The organism is Salmonella bongori NCTC 12419, from assembly GCF_000252995.1.
GTDB lineage: Bacteria > Pseudomonadota > Gammaproteobacteria > Enterobacterales > Enterobacteriaceae > Salmonella > Salmonella bongori.
In genome coordinates this window covers 2254141-2275833 of sequence record NC_015761.1, presented here as the reverse complement: position 1 = coordinate 2275833, position 21693 = coordinate 2254141, and the positions used below count along the sequence as shown (strand labels likewise).

Here is a 21693-nt window from a genome sequence, read left to right as displayed (position 1 = left end):
ATTTATTAATGGCTGTTCGCCATAGCTTCCTCGACGGAAAACCCGGTAATGGCCAAAATCGCATCACGATCGATTCCTTTTTCCAGCATCATGCGCGCGATTCGCAACGCTTCTTCTTGCGTTCCTTGGTGCCGACCTTGCTGTATTCCTTGCTGTATTCCTTGCTGTATTCCTTGTTGTAATCCTTCCTGTAGCCCATTGTGATGGCCTTCCTGTCGCAGCCTCTCAGCAATTGTCATCAAGCTCTCCTTGTGATGGGGGGAACGTTCAGCAACTTCACGGATAAACTCGCTCACCCGGGAAGTATCGCCGTACTGTACCAGATAATTAAACAGCGTTTGCAGTTGGCTGTCATTAGCGATATCGGCAATTAAAAGGGAAGTAAGTTTGTCAACCATACTCATCCAGTCACGATCACGGATATGTTTTTGCATCAGTTCCAGCAGTGCGACGCGCTGATGTTGCATGATGTCATCGTCTGGAATTACCGTAATGTCTACCAGTGGAAAGGTTTGCGAATAAAGTTGCCGCGCGAGTTGCGGATAGTCAAACTCATCCAGCCAGTTAAGCGAAAATGGATAAGGGCTCTGTTCACCATGATAAAAGAGCACCGGGATGACTAAAGGCAATGTTTTATTTCCTGCATCAAGATGGTGTTGCATTGCGGCGGTGGCATAACGCATCAGCCGGAACGCCATATGTGGCACTGCCGTACTCTGATGCTCTATAACGCAATAAATATACCCTTCACCTTTACTGGTTTTCAGCGACCACACTATGTCGGAATAATAGGCGCGAAGGTCTTCTTCAATAAAAGACGTTGACTCCAGGCTAAGCGTAGTTAAATCACAAATGGCGCGTAATGGCGCAGGAAGATGAATATCCAAAAAATCTCGAGCTATCTCAGGATAAGACATCATTTTTTTAAAAATTGCATCGTGGGGTGTTGAAGTGGTTGATTTGGCCATGGTAATCCGTCACCTTCAGCATAAGTTAGCATGACGGTACGCGTCTAAGACGCCGATGGCATGTGCAGAATTTTCTCTTTGCGAAGAGCAGTGAGGAATAAATACGTCATATTGCAACAGGTGCAATTTTGTGGAAGGGGAAACGCAATAAAGCGGGGTGCAGCTTACCCTTATCAGCATCTGTAGGCTTTACAGAGCGGATAGGTGTAAGCCGCCACCCGGAAATTCTTTAACCCAGCGCTTTTGCCAGCAGAGTAATTGGATGTTCACAGCGTTTGCTTGTGGACATTTCAATTTGCCACTTACAGGTTTCACAATCGGTGACGACCAGGTCGGCGCCACTTTCTTCGATCTGGCGGAACAGCGGTGCCCCGATGGACTGAGATGCCGGATAGTTTTCCTTTTTAAAGCCGTACGTACCGGCAATGCCGCAACACTGTGAATCAAGCACTGTCAGCTCAAGCCCGGGGATTTGACGCAACAGTTCAAGCGTGTAAAGCGTCCAGCCCATTTTTTCCATATGACACGGCGTATGGTAAACCACTTTCAGCGGCAGAGGGTTCAGCGGTAGCGTTTGGCCGGTATCCAGTTTGCGCCACAGCCAGCGGGTGGCCAGCTCGATATGTTCGCGCAGCCCGGTGTTGTCTACGTCCAGTACTTCAGGATATTCATCACGCAACGCAAACGTACAGGTGGAGGAGGTGGCGATGACCGGAATACCTTTGACGCCAATCGCTTCGCGTAGCGATTCCACATTGCTGATAGCCTGTTTGCGGGCCTTATCCGTAAAACCGTTGGCAATAAGCGGCACGCCGCAACACTTCTCTTTACGCAGGAGTTGTACGCCAGTACCCATGGCGTTCAGTACCTTAATAAGGTCTTTACCGAGCTGCGGATGGTTGTAATTCACAAAGCAACCGTGGAAAAAGGCGACCTGATCTTTGTATCTGGCCTGCTGCTGCGCCACGCTACGATACCAGCGACGAAACGTGCCAAAAGCGTATTTTGGTAAGGTGCGGCGATGATCGATTTTCAGCGCGTAATCAAGCAACTGGCGCACTGGCTTTAAGGCGGTGGCGGTATTGACCACCGGCGCGAACGGCGTTGAAACGCTGCCCATCAGATCGGTATGGCTGAGAATAAAGTTACGCAATGACGGGCGCGTCGTATCGTATTTCGCGCGGGCGCGCTGGATAATATCGCCAATCTTCACGTCCGACGGACAGGCGACCTCACACCGTTTGCAGTTAATGCAATATTTCAGCGCCTCGTCATACAGTGCGCCGTCTTTCAGACGCAGGCGTTCGCCATCCGGTCCAGCCTGTTTAGGGCCAGGGTAGCCAGGATTAACGCGGCTGACCGGGCACGCCGTGGTGCACACCGTGCATTTAATACAACTTTCAAAACGTGTGTCGCTCATTGCTGTTCTCCTGCACGCTCGGCGATATGATGGGCGGCCTGAAGGGCGCTGACTGCGCAGACGCCGCCGCCGCATCCCTGGGCTATAGGATCGAACCCCGCCAGTACAGATCCTATTGCATACAGATTTTCTATCGTGTTGCCCGCAAGGGAAGGGCGGAAAGCGTTATCCGTCATAACGCCAAACTGTTGCCATGGCTGTGGGTCGAAGAAATTTTGTTGATACCATTCGGCGCGGGTAGCCGTTTGTTGTACGTCCAGTCCTAAAATCGGTTCGAGGATCCCTTTTCGCTCTGCAACCAGACCACCACTAAAGAAGCTACCGCTGGCGAGTACAGCAAAACGCGGACGCAGCGGGATATCGGCATGATTGCGGGTCCATATTTCGCTCACGATACCGTGGCGGCAGGTGACTTTCTTCACTTCATCGCCGGGCATCCAGATACCGCCCTGACGGACAAACTGGCGCTGGAGCTGATTGTGCAGACGAATACCGAGCACCGACGGTGGCAGCGTCGGCAATAGCGTGAGTGCGCTAGGCAGACGCTCGTTAAGCCAGCGCCACAGCGTATCGTTCGCCAGCCCGAAACAGGCGGGCATGATGATCATGTCGCAGTTTGCGGCTATCGGCGACAGCGCGTCGTAAAGCAGCGGCCATTTTTCTTCATTATCGAGCAGGCGCGCAATAGTGACTGCCCGAAATTCTGTTGGGTTATCGCGCAGTACGTCCAGTTCCGGAAGGTCGATTTCTGCGGTTTCAACGTTGAGAGCGTATTGGCGTAGCGACGCTGCCGCAAGGTGCGCCTGGAAATCCAGTAACCCGCTAATACCGACGACGCAAATTCGTTGCGCTGACAGCGGCCAGATCGGAACTTCCGGCGAGCTAAGCCAGGTTGAGCGCAATGTGCCAAGCGGCGTCACGCGCTGATGCGCCTGTTGAACATCGCCGTATAACTGCGCGCCGCTGGCATTAAGTAGCGTTTGCGCCTGCTGTGCCAGCGTAAGGACTTTTTGCGTGCCTAACCGCGAATAAGGATGTTCCGGCGCCTGACTGCGCAGCGCATCAAGCCCGGCGGTAATTTCCGTCACCGGTTGGCCGTCAGGCAACGTGCTGAGGAGATCCAAAGAGCCGGAAGAAAAATGCAGCGCGCTTTGCCCGCGGGTGACGATAGCGCAGCGTAATCCATGCTGCTGGAGTTGCAACCCGCACAGCAAACCGGCGAGGCCGCCACCCATTATAACCGTATCAAATTTCATCCTGATGCTCCTTCTCCAGACCGCATAATCCCTGGTAAACCCAGCGCGTGAATTCACTTTCGCGCAGCGCGTCTCCCCAGGCGATCGGCTGCACGCCCTTCCAGCGTTCATTCAGGAATTCAGAGAGTTGTGTAATAGATTGCGCGGCGGTCGTCACATTAAAACGCTGCAATAGCCCGGCGGCGCGGCAGGCGCACAATTCGCCCTGGCAAGTGCCCATGCCTACGCGGGTGCGACGACGTAGATCCAGCAGGCTATTCACGGTTAAGTTTTCGACGGCATACTGTACTTCACCCGCCGTGACGGCCTCACATTCACAGACCAGACTACGATGCTGGCGGCCTTCGCTTAGCCATTCCGGCGTGCGATCGCCGTGCCGATAAACCGCCGATCCGCGTAGTGGCGCGGGAAGCGAGATAATACGTTTCAGTGTACGTTCTGTAGACTCTTTTGAGCCAGGCAGCGGCGTATCCGCCGTGGTGCAGGGGCGGGTATTGCCCAGCTTGCGGCATACAGCGTCGGTAGCCCATTCTGCCATCAGGCGATAAGTCATTAGCTTCCCGCCGGTAATGGTAATGAAGCCTTCAAGTCCATCGCGCTCGGCGTGGTCGAACAGGACAATACCGCGGCTGACGTTACGGCCGCTGGGATCGTCGTCACTGGCTACCAGCGGGCGGACGCCGGAATAAGCACGCAGAATACGCGTCTTAGCCATGATGGGGGCCAGTTTTTCCCCTTCACGTAACAGTATATCGACTTCCTCGGCGGTGACGCGGTTGCTGTCTATCTCGTTATAATCAATATGGGTAGACGTGGTGCCAATCAGCGAAATTGTATCGCCGGGCACCAGAATGTCGGCATCCGACGGCTTCCGGCAGCGGTTAATCACATGCTGATTGATTCGGTGATCCATGATCAACAACGACCCTTTTGCCGGGAACATGCGAATGTTTAAATCGGCATATTCAGCAATTCGTTGACCCCAGATACCAGCCGCATTAACCACCACTGGCGCATGGAACGTCTGGGTTTCGCCAGTGAGAGAGTTGCGCACATGAACGCCACAGATTGTTGCGCCTTCGCGAATAAGTCCGGTCACTTCATGCGCCGTCAACACGATGGCGCTATGTTCTCTGGCGTCCAGCATATTGGCGGCGGTGAGGCGGAAAGGGTCCACCGTGCCGTCCGGCACTTTTACCGCGCCGATAAGCGCAGGGTTGACGGAAGGCTCAATAAGGCGAGCCTGTTGCGGATCGATAGCTTCAGCGCGAATGCCTGCCGTTTCACAGGCGCGAATAAAGGTAGCCTGAAACGTAAGATCGTCTTCTGGTAATGTGATAAACAGACCATCCGTCGGTTCGACGCAATGACGGGCGATTCGTTTCAGGATCTGATTTTCGCTAATGCACTCGCGGGCGGATTCCGCGTCAGTAACTGCATAACGAGCGCCACTGTGCAGCAACCCGTGATTACGCCCGGTCGCGCCGGTCGCAATATCATGCCGTTCCACCAGGATGACGCGTAAACCGCGTAACGCGCAGTCACGGGCGATCCCTGCGCCTGTTGCTCCACCGCCAATGATAATCACGTCACTTGCTTGCGAGTCACGAGTTTTCATTGTTTTTCCTCACAGTTCGTTTTTTATCATTTAGCCATACAAAACATATGGAATGTTTGATTTCGCGCATAATCGCTCATTATTCGAAAATGAAACGTGATTTCGTGCGCCTTTCTGAACATTATTCATAAATCTGTAACAATATGTGCTCTAATTCACATTCATGAGACAAAACTTTACTTAACATCGCGGCCACACTGGGAGCAGCGGGATTGTTTGAACGAACTGCGGTGTTTACCTCTAAATAAAAGACGGGCCACGGAGGCTACAATATGTTGAGTATTTTTAAACCAGCGCCGCATAAAGCGCGCTTGCCAGCGGCGGAGATTGATCCGACCTATCGTCGGCTACGTTGGCAAATTTTCCTGGGGATATTCTTTGGCTATGCCGCGTATTATCTGGTGCGCAAGAACTTTGCTCTCGCCATGCCCTATCTGGTAGAACAGGGTTTTTCGCGCGGCGATCTGGGCTTTGCGTTGTCCGGAATTTCCATCGCTTATGGTTTTTCGAAATTTATTATGGGTTCGGTGTCCGATCGCTCGAATCCGCGCGTTTTCTTACCGGCAGGGTTGATTCTGGCCGCCGCTGTGATGTTGTTTATGGGCTTTGTGCCGTGGGCGACGTCCAGCATCGCCGTGATGTTTGTGCTGCTATTCCTTTGCGGTTGGTTCCAGGGGATGGGGTGGCCGCCGTGTGGCCGCACGATGGTACACTGGTGGTCGCAGAAAGAGCGCGGCGGGATTGTATCGGTCTGGAACTGTGCGCATAACGTCGGCGGTGGGATCCCGCCACTGTTATTCCTGCTGGGGATGGCCTGGTTTAACGACTGGAAAGCGGCGCTTTATATGCCGGCGTTTGGCGCCATCGTCGTGGCGCTGTTCGCTTTCGCGATGATGCGCGATACACCGCAATCCTGCGGTTTGCCGCCTATCGAAGAGTATAAAAACGACTATCCGGACGACTACAACGAAAAAGCAGAAGAAGAGCTTACGGCGAAGCAAATCTTCATGCAGTACGTACTGCCGAACAAATTACTGTGGTATATCGCTATTGCGAACGTGTTTGTTTACTTACTGCGCTACGGTATCCTCGACTGGTCACCGACCTATCTGAAAGAAGTGAAGCACTTCGCTCTGGATAAATCCTCATGGGCATATTTCCTCTATGAATATGCCGGTATTCCAGGCACTCTGCTGTGTGGCTGGATGTCAGACAAAGTATTCCGTGGCAACCGTGGCGCGACGGGCGTCTTCTTTATGACCCTGGTGACTATTGCGACCATCGTTTACTGGATGAACCCGGCTGGCAACCCAACCGTTGATATGATTTGTATGATCGTTATCGGCTTCCTGATTTACGGCCCGGTGATGCTGATAGGTCTTCATGCGCTGGAACTGGCGCCGAAAAAAGCGGCGGGTACGGCGGCGGGCTTTACCGGTCTGTTTGGCTATCTGGGCGGTTCTGTCGCTGCAAGCGCCATTGTGGGTTATACCGTTGATTTCTTCGGTTGGGATGGCGGCTTTATGGTGATGATTGGCGGCAGCATTCTGGCGGTAATCCTGCTGGTGGTCGTGATGATTGGCGAAAAACGCCATCATGATGAGCTGCAGTTAAAACGCAACGGAGGCTAATAACATGAAAACCACACTGAAAAACCTGAGCGTGGCGTTGATGTTGGCAGGAATGGTAATCGGAAGCGGCGCCGTGGCGGCTGAAAAAGTCGTCATTGCCCACCGTGGCGCCAGCGGTTATCTACCGGAGCATACGCTACCTGCGAAAGCGATGGCGTATGCGCAAGGAGCAGATTACCTTGAACAGGATTTGGTAATGACAAAAGACGACCATCTGGTCGTCCTCCATGACCATTACCTTGACCGGGTGACGGACGTCGCTGACCGTTTTCCGGATCGGGCGCGTAAAGATGGGCGCTATTACGCTATCGATTTTACGCTGGATGAAATTAAATCCCTGAAGTTTACCGAAGGGTTTGATATTGAAAACGGCAAAAAAGTCCAGACTTACCCGGGCCGTTTCCCGATGGGGAAATCTGATTTCCGCATTCATACCTTTGAAGAGGAAATTGAATTCGTTCAGGGATTAAATCACTCTACCGGTAAAAATATCGGTATTTATCCGGAAATTAAAGCGCCGTGGTTCCATCATCAGGAAGGGAAAGATATTGCTGCGAAAACGCTGGAAGTGCTGAAGAAGTATGGTTACACCGGCAAACAGGATAATGTCTATTTGCAGTGTTTTGATGTCGCTGAACTGAAACGAATTAAGAATGAACTGGAACCTAAAATGGGGATGGATCTCAATCTGGTTCAACTTATTGCGTATACCGACTGGAATGAAACACAGCAGAAACAGCCGGACGGTCGTTGGGTAAATTACAACTACGACTGGATGTTTAAGCCGGGCGCTATGAAGCAGGTGGCGGAATATGCGGACGGCATTGGCCCGGATTATCATATGTTGGTCGCGGAAGGTTCTACCAAAGGGAATATCAAGCTGACCGGAATGGTGCAAGACGCGCATCAGAATAAGATGGTCGTGCATCCTTACACTGTGCGGGCCGATCAATTGCCGGACTATGCCACGGACGTCAATCAGCTGTACGATATCCTGTATAACAAAGCGGGGGTCGACGGGCTGTTCACCGACTTCCCGGATAAAGCGGTCATGTTTCTGCAAAATAATGACTAAGGGTATGACATAGTAGGAGTGAAGCGCCGGATGGCGGCATTAAACGCCTCATCCGGCCTGGCGCAACGTTCGCCAGCGTAGACCTGGTAAGCGTAATGCCATCAGGCGATGTTATTTTATAGCAAGCCCTCATCGGTCAGGGTTTCCATACATTTCTGCAATAAAAATAGCGGGCTTCCTTCTACTGGTGGTTCTTTTGCTAACAGGGAAATTTGTCGATAAAAGGTGGGTTCCAGCGCCACGGAGCATAATTTTCCTGCCGTGGCTTTTAATGTTAATTCTGGCAATAGGGCAATACCTAATCCCTGTCGAATAAAACTTAATGCGGTATCTGGATGGTTAAATTCATATTTCACCATCGGTTCAATACTTTTTTCTTTAAACAACGCCATAATACTTAGTTCATAACGACCTTTACTGACAATAAGCGGCTCGCCCATTAGTTCTTCGACTGTGACTGTATTATTGCTTGCCAGAGGATGATTTTCAGGCACTACTACGGTGAATTTATCCCGGTAGATGGGGACGCAATACATACCGTTGACTGGAAAATGAACAAAACCGGCATCAATACTTTCATCCTGTAGAGAATCAATAATCGCCGTGCTGTTCTCTTCATAGGGAATAATTTTTACATGTGGATGGTGGCTTTCAAAATAACGAATCACACCGGGCAAAATACAGGCGCAGGCGCTGGGAAAACAGCCAATCCGTAGGGTTCGTGTTGGGTTCTTTTTTTCTTGTTCGGCAATCTCTTTTACCGCGTTGACATCGCGCTGGATCGCGCGTAAGTGCCTGACGATGCGGCTACCGGCGGCGGTCAGTTCAATCTCTTTACGACGCTCGCGAATCAATATATCAACGCCGAGTTCCTCCTCAAGCGCGGAGATAGCCTGACTGACCGCGGATTGCGTCATGTATAGCCGTTTGCCGGCCTCGGTAAATCCGCCGTACTCCAGTACGGCAAGCAGGGCGTGGATTTGGGTTAATGTCATTAGTAAAACCTAATTAATATAATTAAAACGATTAATTTCTCTAATAGAGTGCGCTTGTTTATACTGCCGTTCTATCGAATACATCACATTTTGACGCACCTGTTAGGTGTTCAGTTGAGCTGAGCGTTGCCTGCGTGCGCCATCTGAACGGGTCGTTAAGAATGAAAGAAAAATTATGGACGAAGGATTTTTGGGCAATAACCATAGTCAGCTTTATCATCTTTTTTGTCTTTTATGTACTGTTGACCTTATTACCGATCTATATCGCTGATCGCCTGCACGCCACTGCAGATAAGGCTGGCTTACTAGTGACCTGTTTCCTGGTTGCGGCAATTGTTATTCGGCCATTTGCTGGACAGTGGGTGGGAAAATATTCAAATAAAAAGATTCTGGTGCTCTCTTCTCTGGCCTTTTTGGTGATTACCGCGCTGTATCCGGTTTGCCATTCTATTGAGTCGCTGCTCTTTATCCGCGTGCTTCATGGAATTACGTTTGGTGTTATTACCACGGTAAAAGGAACAATTTCAGCGCGGTTGATTCCGGCCTCCCGACGTGGAGAGGGCATCAGCTTTTTCTCTTTAGCGATGGGCCTTGCGATGGTGGTCGGTCCGTGGATTGGGCTTAATATGGCCCGCTGGAACGCGTTCGCTGCTGCATTCTGGCTCTGTACCGGCGTGGCGTTATTAGGAATTGTGCTTTGCCTGATTGTGGCTGTCCCTCCGGTAATTCGCCATGCTGATGGCTCGCAGCCGAAGCTCGGTTTCTCTGCTATGTTCGATAAAGCCGCAATGCCGTTTGCGTTGGTGACTTTCTTTATGACCTTCTCTTATGCCGGGGTTTCCGCATTTCTTGCGTTGTACGCTCGTGAACTGGATCTCATGGCGGCCGCCAGTAACTTCCTGCTGTGCTACGCCATTTTTCTGATGATTTGCCGCGCCTTTACTGGCAACGTCTGTGACAAAAAAGGGCCGAAATACGTAGTCTATCCTTGCCTGCTGGCCTTTACCGTTGGTCTGGTCGTGCTGGGGTATACCCACGGCAGCGTGATGATGATCCTGTCCGGCGCCTTGATTGGTATCGGTTACGGTTCAGTGACACCTATCTTCCAGACACAGATTATCAGCTCGGTAGAACCACATAAAATCGGCGTGGCGAACTCGCTGTTCTTTAATGCGATGGATGCAGGACTGGCACTGGGGGCATTCGTGATGGGATTAATGGTCGAAGGCGTGGGCTATCGGGCGATTTATCTGGTAGGGGCGGTGCTGGTCATGCTGGCCGGCGCGTTGTATATCGTGCAGATGAAACGTCGCGGCACGATGCCGTTAGTTAGCGCACACGAAGTGCACTAACCCTTACATTTCAATTTCGATATCACCCTTTGCCCTGCAACAGCAGGGCAAAATTTCCCCTGGCTGGATGAAGGCCAGTGGCTCGGTCAGCCAGTCTACCTGTCCGGCGACCAGTCGTGTGCGACAGGAACCACAATATCCCTCACGGCACTGATACTCCACCTTAACGTTATGCGATTCCAGCGCGGCCAGCAGAGAAGGGTGTTCATCCTGGCACAGCAGTTGTGTGCCAGTGATGCGCAGCGTGACGCGTCCCATCAGAGCTGGAAATTGCTCAGATCGTCGGTATCGACTTCCGAATCGATTTGTCCGACCAGATAAGAGCTAACTTCCACTTCCTGTGGCGCAACCTGAACGTTATCGGACACCAGCCAGGTATTGATCCACGGGATCGGGTTGGAGCGAGTCTGGAACGGTAGATCCAGCCCTACCGCCTGCATACGAATATTGGTGATATATTCAACGTATTGACACAGAATATCTTTATTCAGGCCGATCATCGAACCATCCCGGAATAAATAGTCTGCCCACTCTTTTTCCTGCTGCGCTGCCTGTACAAACAGGTCATAACATTCCTGTTTACACTCTTCGGCAATTTCCGCCATCTCCGGATCGTCCACGCCGCTACGCAACAGGTTCAACATGTGTTGCGTACCAGTCAGATGCAGAGCTTCGTCACGGGCGATCAGGCGAATGATTTTGGCATTGCCTTCCATCAGTTCACGCTCGGCAAATGCGAAAGAGCAGGCGAAGCTGACATAAAAGCGAATGGCTTCAAGCGCATTGACGCTCATCAGGCACAGATAGAGCTTTTTCTTGAGTTCGCGCAGGCTCACGGTAATCGTTTTGCCGTTCACTGTGTGCGTGCCTTCGCCGAGCAGATGCCAATAGCTGGTCATCTCGATAAGTTCATCGTAGTAGGCGGAGATGCCTTCGGCGCGCTTCTGAATTTGCGCATTGGTCACGATATCGTCAAAAACGACCGCCGGATCGTTGACGATGTTACGAATGATATGCGTATAAGAGCGCGAATGAATCGTCTCGGAAAATGCCCAGGTTTCTACCCACGTCTCCAGCTCCGGGATGGAGATGAGCGGCAGCAAGGCCACGTTCGGACTCCGCCCCTGGATGGAATCCAGAAGAGTCTGGTACTTGAGGTTGCTGATGAAGATATGCTTTTCGTGCTCCGGCAACGCCTGATAGTCGATACGGTCGCGGGAGACGTCGACCTCTTCCGGACGCCAGAAGAAAGAGAGCTGTTTTTCGATCAGTTTTTCGAAGATGTCATATTTCTGCTGGTCGTAGCGCGCCACGTTGACCGGCTGGCCAAAGAACATCGGCTCTTTGAGCTGATCGTTTTTCGTCTGTGAAAAAGTGGTATATGCCATTGAAATGGATCCTGTCTGGAGTGTAATGCCGGATGGCGGCGTGAACGGCTTATCCGGCCTACAAATTCATCGCGGTATTGCAGGCCGGATAAGCGAAGCGCCATCCGGCAATTGATCATCAAATCTTACAAGCGCCGCTTTCGCAACCATCGTCCTGAATCGAAGGCGCCAGATCGTCCTGCGCATCTTCCGCACCATCGCGGGTATTTTGATAGTACAGAGTTTTCACACCAAACTTATACGCGGTGAGCAAATCTTTCAGCAGCTGCTGCATCGGCACTTTTCCTGACGGGAAACGCGACGGATCGTAGTTGGTATTGGCGGAAATCGACTGGTCGATAAACTTCTGCATAATACCCACCAGTTGCAGGTAACCGTCGTTGTTCGGCATCTCCCACAACAGTTCGTAAGCGTCCTTCAGATGCTCATAATCGGGCACGACCTGACGCAGAATACCGTCTTTCGACGCCTTGATGCTGACGTAGCCGCGCGGGGGTTCGATCCCGTTGGTGGCGTTGGAAATCTGGGACGACGTTTCAGACGGCATTAGCGCTGATAGCGTCGAGTTACGTAAACCGTGGGTCTTGATTGATTCACGCAGTTGTTCCCAGTCATAGTGCAGTGGTTCGTTGACGATCGCATCCAGATCTTTTTTGTAGGTGTCGATCGGCAGAATGCCTTTTGCATAGGTGGTTTCGTTGAACCATGGGCACGCGCCTTGCTCTTTCGCCAGTTCGTTGGACGCTTTAAGCAGATAGTACTGAATGGCTTCGAAGGTTTTATGCGTCAGATTATTGGCGCTGCCGTCGGAATAACGTTTACCGTTTTTCGCCAGCCAGTAGGCGAAGTTAATCACGCCAATGCCCAGCGTACGACGGCCCATTGCGCCGCGTTTGGCGGCCGGAATCGGGTAATCCTGATAATCGAGCAGAGCATCCAAAGCGCGTACTGCCAGAATGGCCAGCTCTTCCAGCTCATCCAGAGTCTTAATGGCGCCCAGGTTGAAGGCAGACAGCGTACACAACGCAATTTCACCGTTTTCATCGTTAACATCGTGTAGCGGTTTGGTCGGCAGGGCGATCTCCAGGCACAAATTAGACTGACGCACTGGCGCGACAACCGGATCGAACGGGCTGTGAGTATTGCAGTGGTCGACGTTCTGGATATAAATACGGCCGGTAGAGGCACGTTCCTGCATCATCAGCGAGAACAGTTCGACGGCTTTCACACGCTGCTTGCGGATGCTGTCGTCGTTTTCGTATTTCACATACAGACGTTCAAATTCGTCCTGGTCGGCGAAAAATGCATCGTACAGCCCCGGGACGTCGGACGGGCTGAACAGCGTAATATCGCCACCCTTCAGCAGGCGGGTGTACATCAGCTTGTTGATCTGTACGCCGTAATCCATGTGACGTACGCGGTTGCCTTCCACGCCACGGTTGTTTTTCAGCACCAGCAGACTTTCCACTTCCAGATGCCACATCGGATAGAACAGCGTTGCTGCACCGCCGCGTACGCCACCCTGAGAGCAGGATTTCACCGCCGTCTGGAAGTGCTTGTAGAACGGGATACAACCAGTGTGGAACGCTTCGCCGCCGCGAATTGGGCTGCCCAGCGCGCGAATACGACCGGCGTTGATACCGATCCCCGCGCGCTGGGAAACGTATTTCACAATAGCGCTGGAGGTGGCGTTGATGGAATCCAGGCTGTCGCCGCACTCGATCAGTACGCAGGAGCTAAACTGACGGGTTGGAGTACGCACGCCGGACATAATAGGCGTCGGCAGTGAGATTTTGAACGTAGAGACCGCATCGTAAAAACGTTTTACATAATCAAGACGTGTTTCACGCGGATAGTTAGAAAACAGGCAGGCGGCGACCAGGATATAAAGGAACTGGGCGCTTTCATAGATTTCGCCGGTCACGCGGTTCTGCACCAGATATTTACCTTCCAGCTGCTTAACGGCAGCGTAGGAGAAGGTCATATCGCGGTCGTGAACGATAAACGAATCCATCTGCTTGAACTCTTCCTCCGTGTAGTCTTCCAGCAGATGATTGTCGTATTTGCCAAGCTCAACCATTTTTACCACATGTTGATAGAGCGCTGGCGGCTCAAACTGGCCGAAGGCTTTCTTACGCAGGTGGAAAATTGCCAGGCGCGCGGCCAGGTATTGATAATCCGGGGCATCGCGAGAGATCAGGTCTGCGGCAGCCTTAATAATAGTTTCATGGATATCGGAGGTCTTAATCCCATCATAAAACTGAATATGCGAGCGTAGCTCGACCTGAGAAACCGATACGTTATTCAGTCCTTCTGCCGCCCAATCAAGAACGCGATGAATTTTGTCGAGATTGATACGCTCAGTACGGCCGTCACGCTTTGTCACCAGCAGACTCTGATTCATGTGGTTTTCTACCTGTTTACCTGTCCGTGAAAGAAAAAATATCCCCCATTTATCCACAACGCCACGTTGTGACTAACTCTGTGGATAAATACTATATATAGGGGGTGATCGATAAGTGAAACGCTATATGGTGAGTATTCTAGTAGGGATTCTTTTGAGTACAAGAGTTGATTTTGGCGTTAAATTGCGGTTGCAAAAGAGTAAGAATCGCTAAATGCGCGTCTGATAAGGGCTAGAGGCGATGTCAACATTCCATAAAAAAAAATCAAAATTTGATCGAGTGCTGATTTCTTCATCGAAGTGAAAGATTGCGCCCGCTGATCTGACGCAACCTTTTATAGGAAAATTCTTTGGTGTCACGCTTTTTGCGCGCGGGTATGCAACATGTAGTTAACGTCTACTCCCGGACCGAGTTTGAACGTATTCGTCACCGGATTGTAGTGCAGCCCGGTGATATGTTGCTCCTTCAGGACGGTTTCATCTACCCAGCTTAACAGTTCAGCAGGCTTAATGAATTTCTTTACGTCGTGCGTGCCTTTTGGCACCATGCGCAGAATATATTCCGCACCGACGACCGCCATCAGCCAGGATTTTCCATTGCGGTTCAACGTTGAGAAGAACACCTCGCCGCCAGGTTTAACCAGACGGGCGCAGGCGTGGACGACCGATCGCGGATCGGGAACGTGCTCCAGCATTTCCATACAGGTGACGATATCGTACTGCTGAGCGTGTTTCGCCGCGTGCTCTTCAACCGTCTCCTGCACATACTCTACCTCAATGCTGCTTTCCAGTGCGTGTAGTCTGGCGACCTGCAAAGGTTCAAAGCCCATATCCAGCCCGGTAACGGTGGCGCCTTCTCGTGCCATGCTCTCCGCCAGAATACCGCCGCCACAACCGACATCGAGCACCTTTTTACCGAACAAGCCGCCGGAGCGTTCGGCAATATAGCCCAGACGCAGCGGGTTAATTCGGTGCAGCGGCTTAAACTCGCCTTCCAGATCCCACCAGCGCGACGCGACTGCTTCAAATTTGGCAATTTCTTCATGGTCAACGTTATGGCGTTCCGGCGCTTTTTCGGCATTCATAGGGGCTTCTACTCCTTATTTAGCAAGACGAATAAGTATATCAGGCATTCCCGGCGAATAAACGGTATTGGTTTACCTCAATCAACGCGGTTGTGTTATAATTTGCGACCTTTGAATCCGGGATACAGTAGAGGGATAGCGGTTAGATGAGCGACCTTGCGAGAGAAATTACACCGGTCAACATTGAGGAGGAGCTGAAGAGCTCTTATCTGGATTATGCGATGTCGGTCATTGTTGGCCGTGCGCTACCGGATGTCCGAGATGGCCTGAAGCCGGTACACCGTCGCGTACTTTACGCCATGAACGTATTGGGCAATGACTGGAACAAAGCCTATAAAAAATCTGCCCGTGTCGTTGGTGACGTAATCGGTAAATACCATCCCCACGGCGATTCCGCAGTGTATGACACCATCGTTCGTATGGCGCAGCCGTTCTCGCTGCGTTACATGCTGGTGGATGGTCAGGGTAACTTCGGTTCTATTGACGGCGACTCCGCGGCGGCAATGCGTTATACGGAGATCCGTCTGGCGAAAATCGCCCACGAACTGATGGCCGATCTCGAAAAAGAGACGGTGGATTTCGTGGATAACTATGACGGTACGGAAAAAATTCCGGACGTCATGCCGACCAAAATTCCGAATCTGCTGGTGAACGGTTCTTCCGGTATCGCAGTCGGTATGGCGACGAATATTCCGCCGCACAACCTGACGGAAGTGATCAACGGCTGCCTGGCGTATATTGATAACGAAGACATCAGCATTGAAGGGCTGATGGAATATATTCCAGGGCCAGATTTCCCGACGGCGGCGATTATCAACGGTCGTCGCGGTATCGAAGAGGCTTACCGTACCGGTCGCGGCAAAGTGTACATCCGCGCCCGCGCGGAAGTGGAAGCGGATGCGAAAACGGGCCGTGAAACCATCATCGTGCATGAAATTCCGTATCAGGTGAACAAAGCGCGCCTGATCGAGAAAATCGCTGAGCTGGTGAAAGAAAAACGCGTTGAAGGCATCAGTGCGCTGCGTGATGAGTCTGACAAAGACGGGATGCGCATCGTGATTGAAGTGAAACGCGATGCCGTGGGCGAAGTGGTGCTTAACAATCTCTACTCCCAGACCCAACTGCAAGTTTCCTTTGGTATTAACATGGTGGCATTGCACCATGGTCAGCCGAAGATCATGAACCTGAAAGATATTCTTTCTGCGTTCGTTCGCCACCGTCGTGAAGTGGTGACGCGTCGTACCATTTTCGAACTGCGTAAAGCGCGCGATCGTGCACATATCCTCGAAGCGCTGGCGGTTGCGCTGGCTAATATCGACCCGATCATCGAACTGATTCGTCGTGCGCCGACCCCGGCGGAAGCGAAAGCGGCGTTGGTCGCACAACCGTGGCAGTTAGGCAACGTTGCGGCGATGCTGGAACGTGCCGGTGATGATGCCGCGCGCCCGGAATGGCTGGAGCCGGAATTTGGCGTGCGCGACGGTCTGTACTATCTGACTGAACAGCAGGCGCAGGCGATTCTGGATCTGCGTTTGCAGAAACTGACCGGTCTTGAGCATGAAAAACTGCTCGACGAATACAAAGAGTTGCTGGAGCAGATCGCTGAACTTCTGCAAATTCTGGGCAGCGCCGATCGTCTGATGGAAGTGATTCGTGAAGAGCTGGAGCTGGTGCGTGAACAGTTCGGCGATGCGCGTCGTACCGAAATCACCGCTAACAGCGCTGATATCAATATCGAAGATCTGATCAGTCAGGAAGATGTTGTCGTCACTCTGTCTCACCAGGGGTATGTCAAGTATCAACCGCTGACGGATTACGAAGCTCAGCGCCGTGGCGGGAAAGGTAAATCCGCCGCGCGTATTAAAGAAGAAGACTTTATTGACCGCCTGCTGGTGGCCAACACCCATGACACGATCCTCTGCTTCTCCAGCCGCGGTCGTCTGTACTGGATGAAAGTTTATCAACTGCCGGAAGCGAGCCGCGGCGCACGTGGTCGCCCGATCGTTAACCTGTTGCCGCTGGAAGCTGACGAACGTATCACCGCCATCCTGCCAGTACGCGAGTACGAAGAGGGCGTGAACGTCTTTATGGCGACCGCCAGTGGTACGGTGAAGAAAACCGCGCTGACTGAGTTCAGCCGTCCACGTTCCGCCGGGATTATCGCGGTGAACCTGAACGACGGCGACGAGCTGATTGGCGTTGACCTGACGTCCGGTTCTGACGAAGTGATGTTGTTCTCTGCCGCCGGTAAAGTGGTGCGCTTCAAAGAAGACGCCGTTCGTGCGATGGGCCGTACCGCAACTGGCGTACGTGGCATCAAGCTGGCAGGGGAAGATAAAGTGGTTTCCCTGATTATCCCACGCGGCGAAGGCGCCATTCTGACCGTAACGCAAAACGGTTACGGTAAGCGTACGGCGGCGGACGAGTACCCGACTAAGTCTCGTGCGACGCAGGGCGTGATCTCTATTAAAGTGACCGAGCGCAATGGTTCTGTGGTTGGCGCGGTGCAGGTAGATGATTGCGACCAGATTATGATGATCACCGATGCTGGTACGTTGGTGCGTACCCGTGTATCTGAGATCAGCGTGGTGGGGCGTAATACCCAGGGCGTTATTCTTATTCGTACAGCGGAAGATGAAAACGTGGTGGGTCTGCAGCGCGTTGCTGAACCGGTAGACGACGAAGAACTCGACGCTATCGACGGCAGCGCAGCGGAAGGGGATGAGGATATTGCCCCGGAAGCGGAAAGCGATGACGACGTTGCGGATGACGCTGACGAGTAATGTGATTGCTATGCGAGGGCCGGATCTCCGGCCCTTTTTCTTTGCCGTTGCGGGTTACGTCATTTACCGCTACCTTAGTCACACTCTATTTACATACTGAGGCGGAGCTTCGCCCCTTTGAAATACCTGGCTTCCTTTCGAACCACGCTGAAAGTCTCTCGCTACTTATTCAGAGCGTTGGCGTTACTTATCTGGCTTTTAATCGCCTTTGTTTCGGTGTTTTACATCGTCAATGCCCTGCACCAGCGGGAGTCTGAAATTCGTCAGGAGTTTAACCTTAGCTCCGATCAGGCGCAGCGTTTTATCCAGCGTACGTCGGATGTGATGAAAGAGCTCAAATATATCGCCGAGAACCGTTTAACCGCGGAAAACGGCGTGATGTCGTCGCGTGCGCGTGATGACAAAATGGTGGTGCCGGATTTTGAACCGCTATTTGCCGACTCTGACTGTGCAGCGATGGGTTCCGCCTGGCGCGGATCGCTGGAGTCGCTGGCCTGGTTTATGCGCTACTGGCGCGATAACTTTTCCGCGGCGTATGATCTTAATCGCGTTTTCCTGATTGGCAGCGATAATCTCTGTATGGCGAATTTCGGCCTGCGCGAAATGCCTGTAGAGCGCGATGACGCGCTGAAGGCACTGCATGAGCGCATTATGAAATACCGCAACGCGCCGCAGGAAGAAAGCGGGAATAACCTTTTCTGGATAAGCCAGGGGGCGCGTCAGGGCGTGGGCTATTTTTATGCGCTGACGCCGGTGTATCTGGCCAACCGTCTGCAGGCGCTGCTGGGCGTTGAGCAGTCCATCCGCATGGAAAATTTTTTCACGCCGGGAAGTTTGCCGATGGGCGTCACCATTATTGATGAGAACGGTCATGCGCTGATTTCGTTAACCGGCCCTGATGGCAATATTAAAGCGGAGCCGCGCTGGATGCAGGAGCGCACCTGGTTTGGTTATACGCCGGGTTTTCGCGAGCTGATACTTAAAAAGAGTTTGCCGCCATCTTCGCTCAGTATTGTCTATTCTGTGCCGGTGGATTTAGTGCTGGAGCGGATTCGTATCCTTATCCTGAATGCTATCCTGCTGAACGTGCTGGTGGGGGCGGGGCTATTTACGCTTGCGAGAATGTATGAGCGGCGAATTTTTATTCCGGCGGAAAGCGATGCCCAGCGCCTGGAAGAACACGAACAGTTTAACCGTAAAATCGTCGCCTCCGCGCCGGTGGGGATCTGTATTCTGCGGACTATTGATGGCGTCAACATCTTGAGTAACGAGTTGGCACATACGTATCTGAATATGCTGACGCATGAAGACAGGCAGCGGCTGACGCAAATTATTTGTGGCCAGCAGGTCAATTTTGTGGATGTATTGACCAGCAACAATACCAATTTGCAAATCAGCTTCGTACATTCCCGCTATCGTAATGAAAACGTCGCGATCTGCGTGCTGGTAGATGTGAGCACACGCGTCAAAATGGAAGAGTCATTGCAGGAAATGGCCCAGGCGGCGGAGCAGGCAAGCCAGTCGAAATCGATGTTCCTTGCGACCGTCAGCCATGAATTACGTACGCCGCTGTACGGTATCATCGGTAATCTCGATCTGCTGCAAACTAAGGAACTGCCAAAAGGGGTGGATCGCCTGGTCACGGCGATGAATAACTCCTCCAGTCTGTTGCTGAAAATTATCAGCGACATTCTCGACTTCTCGAAAATCGAGTCGGAACAACTGAAGATTGAGCCACGCGAATTTTCGCCGCGGGAAGTGATGAATCATATCACCGCCAACTACCTGCCGCTGGTGGTACGTAAGCAGCTCGGTCTGTATTGCTTTATTGAGCCTGATGTGCCGGTATCTCTGAATGGCGATCCGATGCGTTTGCAGCAGGTCATTTCAAACCTGTTGAGCAACGCCATTAAATTTACCGATATTGGCTGTATTGTACTGCATGTGCGCTGTGACGGCGATTATCTCAGCATTCGTGTGCGGGATACCGGGGTCGGGATCCCGGCGAAAGAGGTCGTCCGCCTGTTCGATCCTTTCTTCCAGGTGGGAACCGGCGTACAGCGTAACTTTCAGGGCACTGGCCTGGGCCTGGCGATTTGCGAAAAATTGATCAGCATGATGGACGGCGATATTTCCGTTGACTCGGAACCCGGAATGGGAAGCCAGTTTACGCTGCGTATTCCGCTTTATGGCGCTCAGTATCCAGTGAAAAAAGGTATGGAAGGTCTCGCCGGAACCTGCTGTTGGTTGGCGGTGCGCAATACTTCACTATGTCAATTTATTGAGACCAGCCTGGCGCGTAGCGGCATTCATACACAGCGTTACGAAGGACAAGCGCCCACAGCGGATGATATCCTGATTGTCGATGACGCGCTGGAACATACCTGGCAGGGGAGGGCGGCAGTGGTCTTTTGCCGTCGCCATATTGGAATTCCGCTGGAAAGAGCGCCGGGCGAGTGGGTGCATAGCGTGGCGTCGGTGCATGAGTTGCCTGCGCTGCTGGCGCGTATCTATAGTATTGAACTGGATAGTGAAGCGCTTTCCACCGCCTTACCGGCAGTCGATAAAACCGCATATTCAAATGACGATATGATGATTCTGGTGGTTGACGACCATCCGATCAATCGCCGTCTGTTGGCCGATCAGCTTGGGTCGCTGGGGTATCAATGTAAGACTGCCAATGATGGCGTAGATGCTCTGAATGTGCTGAGTAAAAATGCTATCGATATTGTATTAAGCGACGTCAACATGCCCAATATGGATGGTTATCGTCTGACGCAGCGTATTCGCCAGCTAGGGCTGACGCTACCAGTAGTGGGGGTGACGGCGAACGCGTTGGCGGAAGAAAAACAACGTTGCCTGGAGTCCGGGATGGACAGCTGTTTGTCTAAACCCGTAACGCTGGATGTGTTAAAACAGACGCTGGCGGTGTATGCCGAGCGGGTGCGTAAAACGCGGACATAAAAAATGCCGGATGGCGGCGTCGCCTTATCCGGCCTGTAAAAGGTGAGTCGGTTTGCAGGCCTGATAAGCGTAGCGCCATCAGGCAGGGTAACGTGAAAGAGATTTACTCTTTGTCGCTCGGACTCAGTGTCACGGAAGAGAGATAATTAAGCAGCGCAATATCGTTTTCTACGCCCAGTTTCATCATCGCCGATTTCTTCTGGCTACTGATGGTTTTAATACTGCGGTTGAGTTTCTTGGCGATTTCGGTGACCAGAAAACCTTCGGCAAACAGGCGTAATACTTCGCTCTCTTTCGGCGACAGGCGTTTGTCGCCGTAGCCGCCTGCGCTGATTTTTTCCAGCAGACGAGAGACGCTTTCCGGCGTGAATTTTTTGCCTTTTTGCAGCGCGGCCAACGCCTTCGGCAGATCGGTTGGCGCCCCCTGCTTAAGTACGATCCCTTCAATATCCAGATCCAACACGGCGCTCAGGATCGCCGGGTTGTTATTCATGGTCAAAACAATGATCGACAGGCTCGGAAAATGACGCTTGATGTACTTGATCAAGGTGATCCCATCACCGTATTTATCTCCCGGCATAGAGAGGTCGGTGATCAACACATGCGCATCTAATTTTGGCAGGTTGTTGATCAATGCTGTGGAATCCTCAAATTCGCCGACAACATTCACCCACTCGATCTGTTCAAGTGATTTGCGAATACCGAACAGTACAATCGGGTGGTCATCGGCAATAATTACGTTCATATTGTTCAT

The 21693-nt window shown here is 52.1% G+C and carries 15 protein-coding genes; 5 read left to right on the top strand and 10 right to left on the bottom strand.

The genetic code is table 11. The features are described from left to right. Window positions 1-5: 5 nt before the first annotated feature. From SBG_RS10685 to glpA, 4 genes are all read right to left on the bottom strand, one after another. Window positions 6-968, bottom strand: a complete 963-nt coding sequence (locus SBG_RS10685; protein WP_001140150.1) for an Rpn family recombination-promoting nuclease/putative transposase — start codon at window positions 966-968, stop codon at window positions 6-8. 229 nt (window positions 969-1197) lie between these two features. Further along, complete coding sequence (gene glpC / locus SBG_RS10680; protein WP_001285719.1) at window positions 1198-2388, bottom strand: anaerobic glycerol-3-phosphate dehydrogenase subunit GlpC; 1191 nt, start codon at window positions 2386-2388, stop codon at window positions 1198-1200. Further along, window positions 2385-3644 (bottom strand): glycerol-3-phosphate dehydrogenase subunit GlpB, encoded by a 1260-nt coding sequence (gene glpB, locus SBG_RS10675; protein WP_000667164.1) that lies wholly within the window; start codon window positions 3642-3644, stop codon window positions 2385-2387. Before glpB ends, glpC begins: the two co-directional genes overlap by 4 nt. Further along, window positions 3634-5262, bottom strand: coding sequence for an anaerobic glycerol-3-phosphate dehydrogenase subunit A (gene glpA / locus SBG_RS10670; RefSeq protein ID WP_000857212.1), 1629 nt, complete (start codon window positions 5260-5262; stop codon window positions 3634-3636). The genes glpB and glpA overlap by 11 nt, the downstream gene beginning before the upstream one ends. Window positions 5263-5534: 272 nt before the next feature. Here glpA and glpT point away from each other — a divergent pair, with 272 nt between their 5' ends. After that, window positions 5535-6893, top strand: coding sequence for a glycerol-3-phosphate transporter (gene glpT / locus SBG_RS10665; protein WP_000948741.1), 1359 nt, complete (start codon window positions 5535-5537; stop codon window positions 6891-6893). A 4-nt stretch (window positions 6894-6897) separates the two neighbouring features. Next, a complete protein-coding gene (gene glpQ, locus SBG_RS10660; RefSeq protein ID WP_000858956.1) occupies window positions 6898-7968 on the top strand; it encodes a glycerophosphodiester phosphodiesterase in 1071 nt (356 codons plus the stop codon). A 116-nt stretch (window positions 7969-8084) separates the two neighbouring features. Here glpQ and SBG_RS10655 read toward each other — a convergent pair whose 3' ends face one another. Beyond that, window positions 8085-8963, bottom strand: a complete 879-nt coding sequence (locus SBG_RS10655) for a LysR family transcriptional regulator (protein ID WP_000176715.1) — start codon at window positions 8961-8963, stop codon at window positions 8085-8087. 161 nt (window positions 8964-9124) lie between these two features. Here SBG_RS10655 and SBG_RS10650 point away from each other — a divergent pair, with 161 nt between their 5' ends. Next, entirely contained in the window at window positions 9125-10315 is a 1191-nt protein-coding gene (locus SBG_RS10650; protein WP_000660254.1) for an MFS transporter, read from the top strand. 3 nt (window positions 10316-10318) lie between these two features. On the opposite strand, the gene yfaE is transcribed toward SBG_RS10650, so the two are convergent. The 4 genes from yfaE to ubiG form a co-directional block, all read right to left on the bottom strand. Continuing rightward, complete coding sequence (yfaE, locus tag SBG_RS10645; protein WP_000533924.1) at window positions 10319-10573, bottom strand: ferredoxin-like diferric-tyrosyl radical cofactor maintenance protein YfaE; 255 nt, start codon at window positions 10571-10573, stop codon at window positions 10319-10321. Further along, window positions 10573-11703 carry a class Ia ribonucleoside-diphosphate reductase subunit beta gene (gene nrdB / locus SBG_RS10640; RefSeq protein ID WP_000332021.1) on the bottom strand — a complete coding sequence of 377 codons (1131 nt, stop codon included), beginning with the start codon at window positions 11701-11703 and terminating at the stop codon, window positions 10573-10575. The genes yfaE and nrdB overlap by 1 nt, the downstream gene beginning before the upstream one ends. A gap of 118 nt (window positions 11704-11821) precedes the next feature. Further along, window positions 11822-14107, bottom strand: a complete 2286-nt coding sequence (gene nrdA / locus SBG_RS10635) for a class 1a ribonucleoside-diphosphate reductase subunit alpha (RefSeq protein WP_001076505.1) — start codon at window positions 14105-14107, stop codon at window positions 11822-11824. 356 nt (window positions 14108-14463) lie between these two features. Further along, window positions 14464-15192 carry a bifunctional 2-polyprenyl-6-hydroxyphenol methylase/3-demethylubiquinol 3-O-methyltransferase UbiG gene (gene ubiG / locus SBG_RS10630; RefSeq protein ID WP_000990740.1) on the bottom strand — a complete coding sequence of 243 codons (729 nt, stop codon included), beginning with the start codon at window positions 15190-15192 and terminating at the stop codon, window positions 14464-14466. Between the two features lie 146 nt (window positions 15193-15338). On the opposite strand from ubiG, the gene gyrA reads away from it, so the two are divergent. Together gyrA and rcsC are read left to right on the top strand one after the other, a co-directional pair. Continuing rightward, on the top strand, window positions 15339-17975 hold the full coding sequence (gene gyrA / locus SBG_RS10625; RefSeq protein WP_001281277.1) for a DNA topoisomerase (ATP-hydrolyzing) subunit A: 2637 nt from the start codon (window positions 15339-15341) through the stop codon (window positions 17973-17975). Window positions 17976-18092: 117 nt separating this feature from the next. Beyond that, window positions 18093-20939 carry a two-component system sensor histidine kinase RcsC gene (gene rcsC, locus SBG_RS10620; RefSeq protein WP_000876067.1) on the top strand — a complete coding sequence of 949 codons (2847 nt, stop codon included), beginning with the start codon at window positions 18093-18095 and terminating at the stop codon, window positions 20937-20939. A gap of 103 nt (window positions 20940-21042) precedes the next feature. On the opposite strand, the gene rcsB is transcribed toward rcsC, so the two are convergent. Then, on the bottom strand, window positions 21043-21693 hold the full coding sequence (rcsB, locus tag SBG_RS10615; RefSeq protein WP_001061918.1) for a response regulator transcription factor RcsB: 651 nt from the start codon (window positions 21691-21693) through the stop codon (window positions 21043-21045).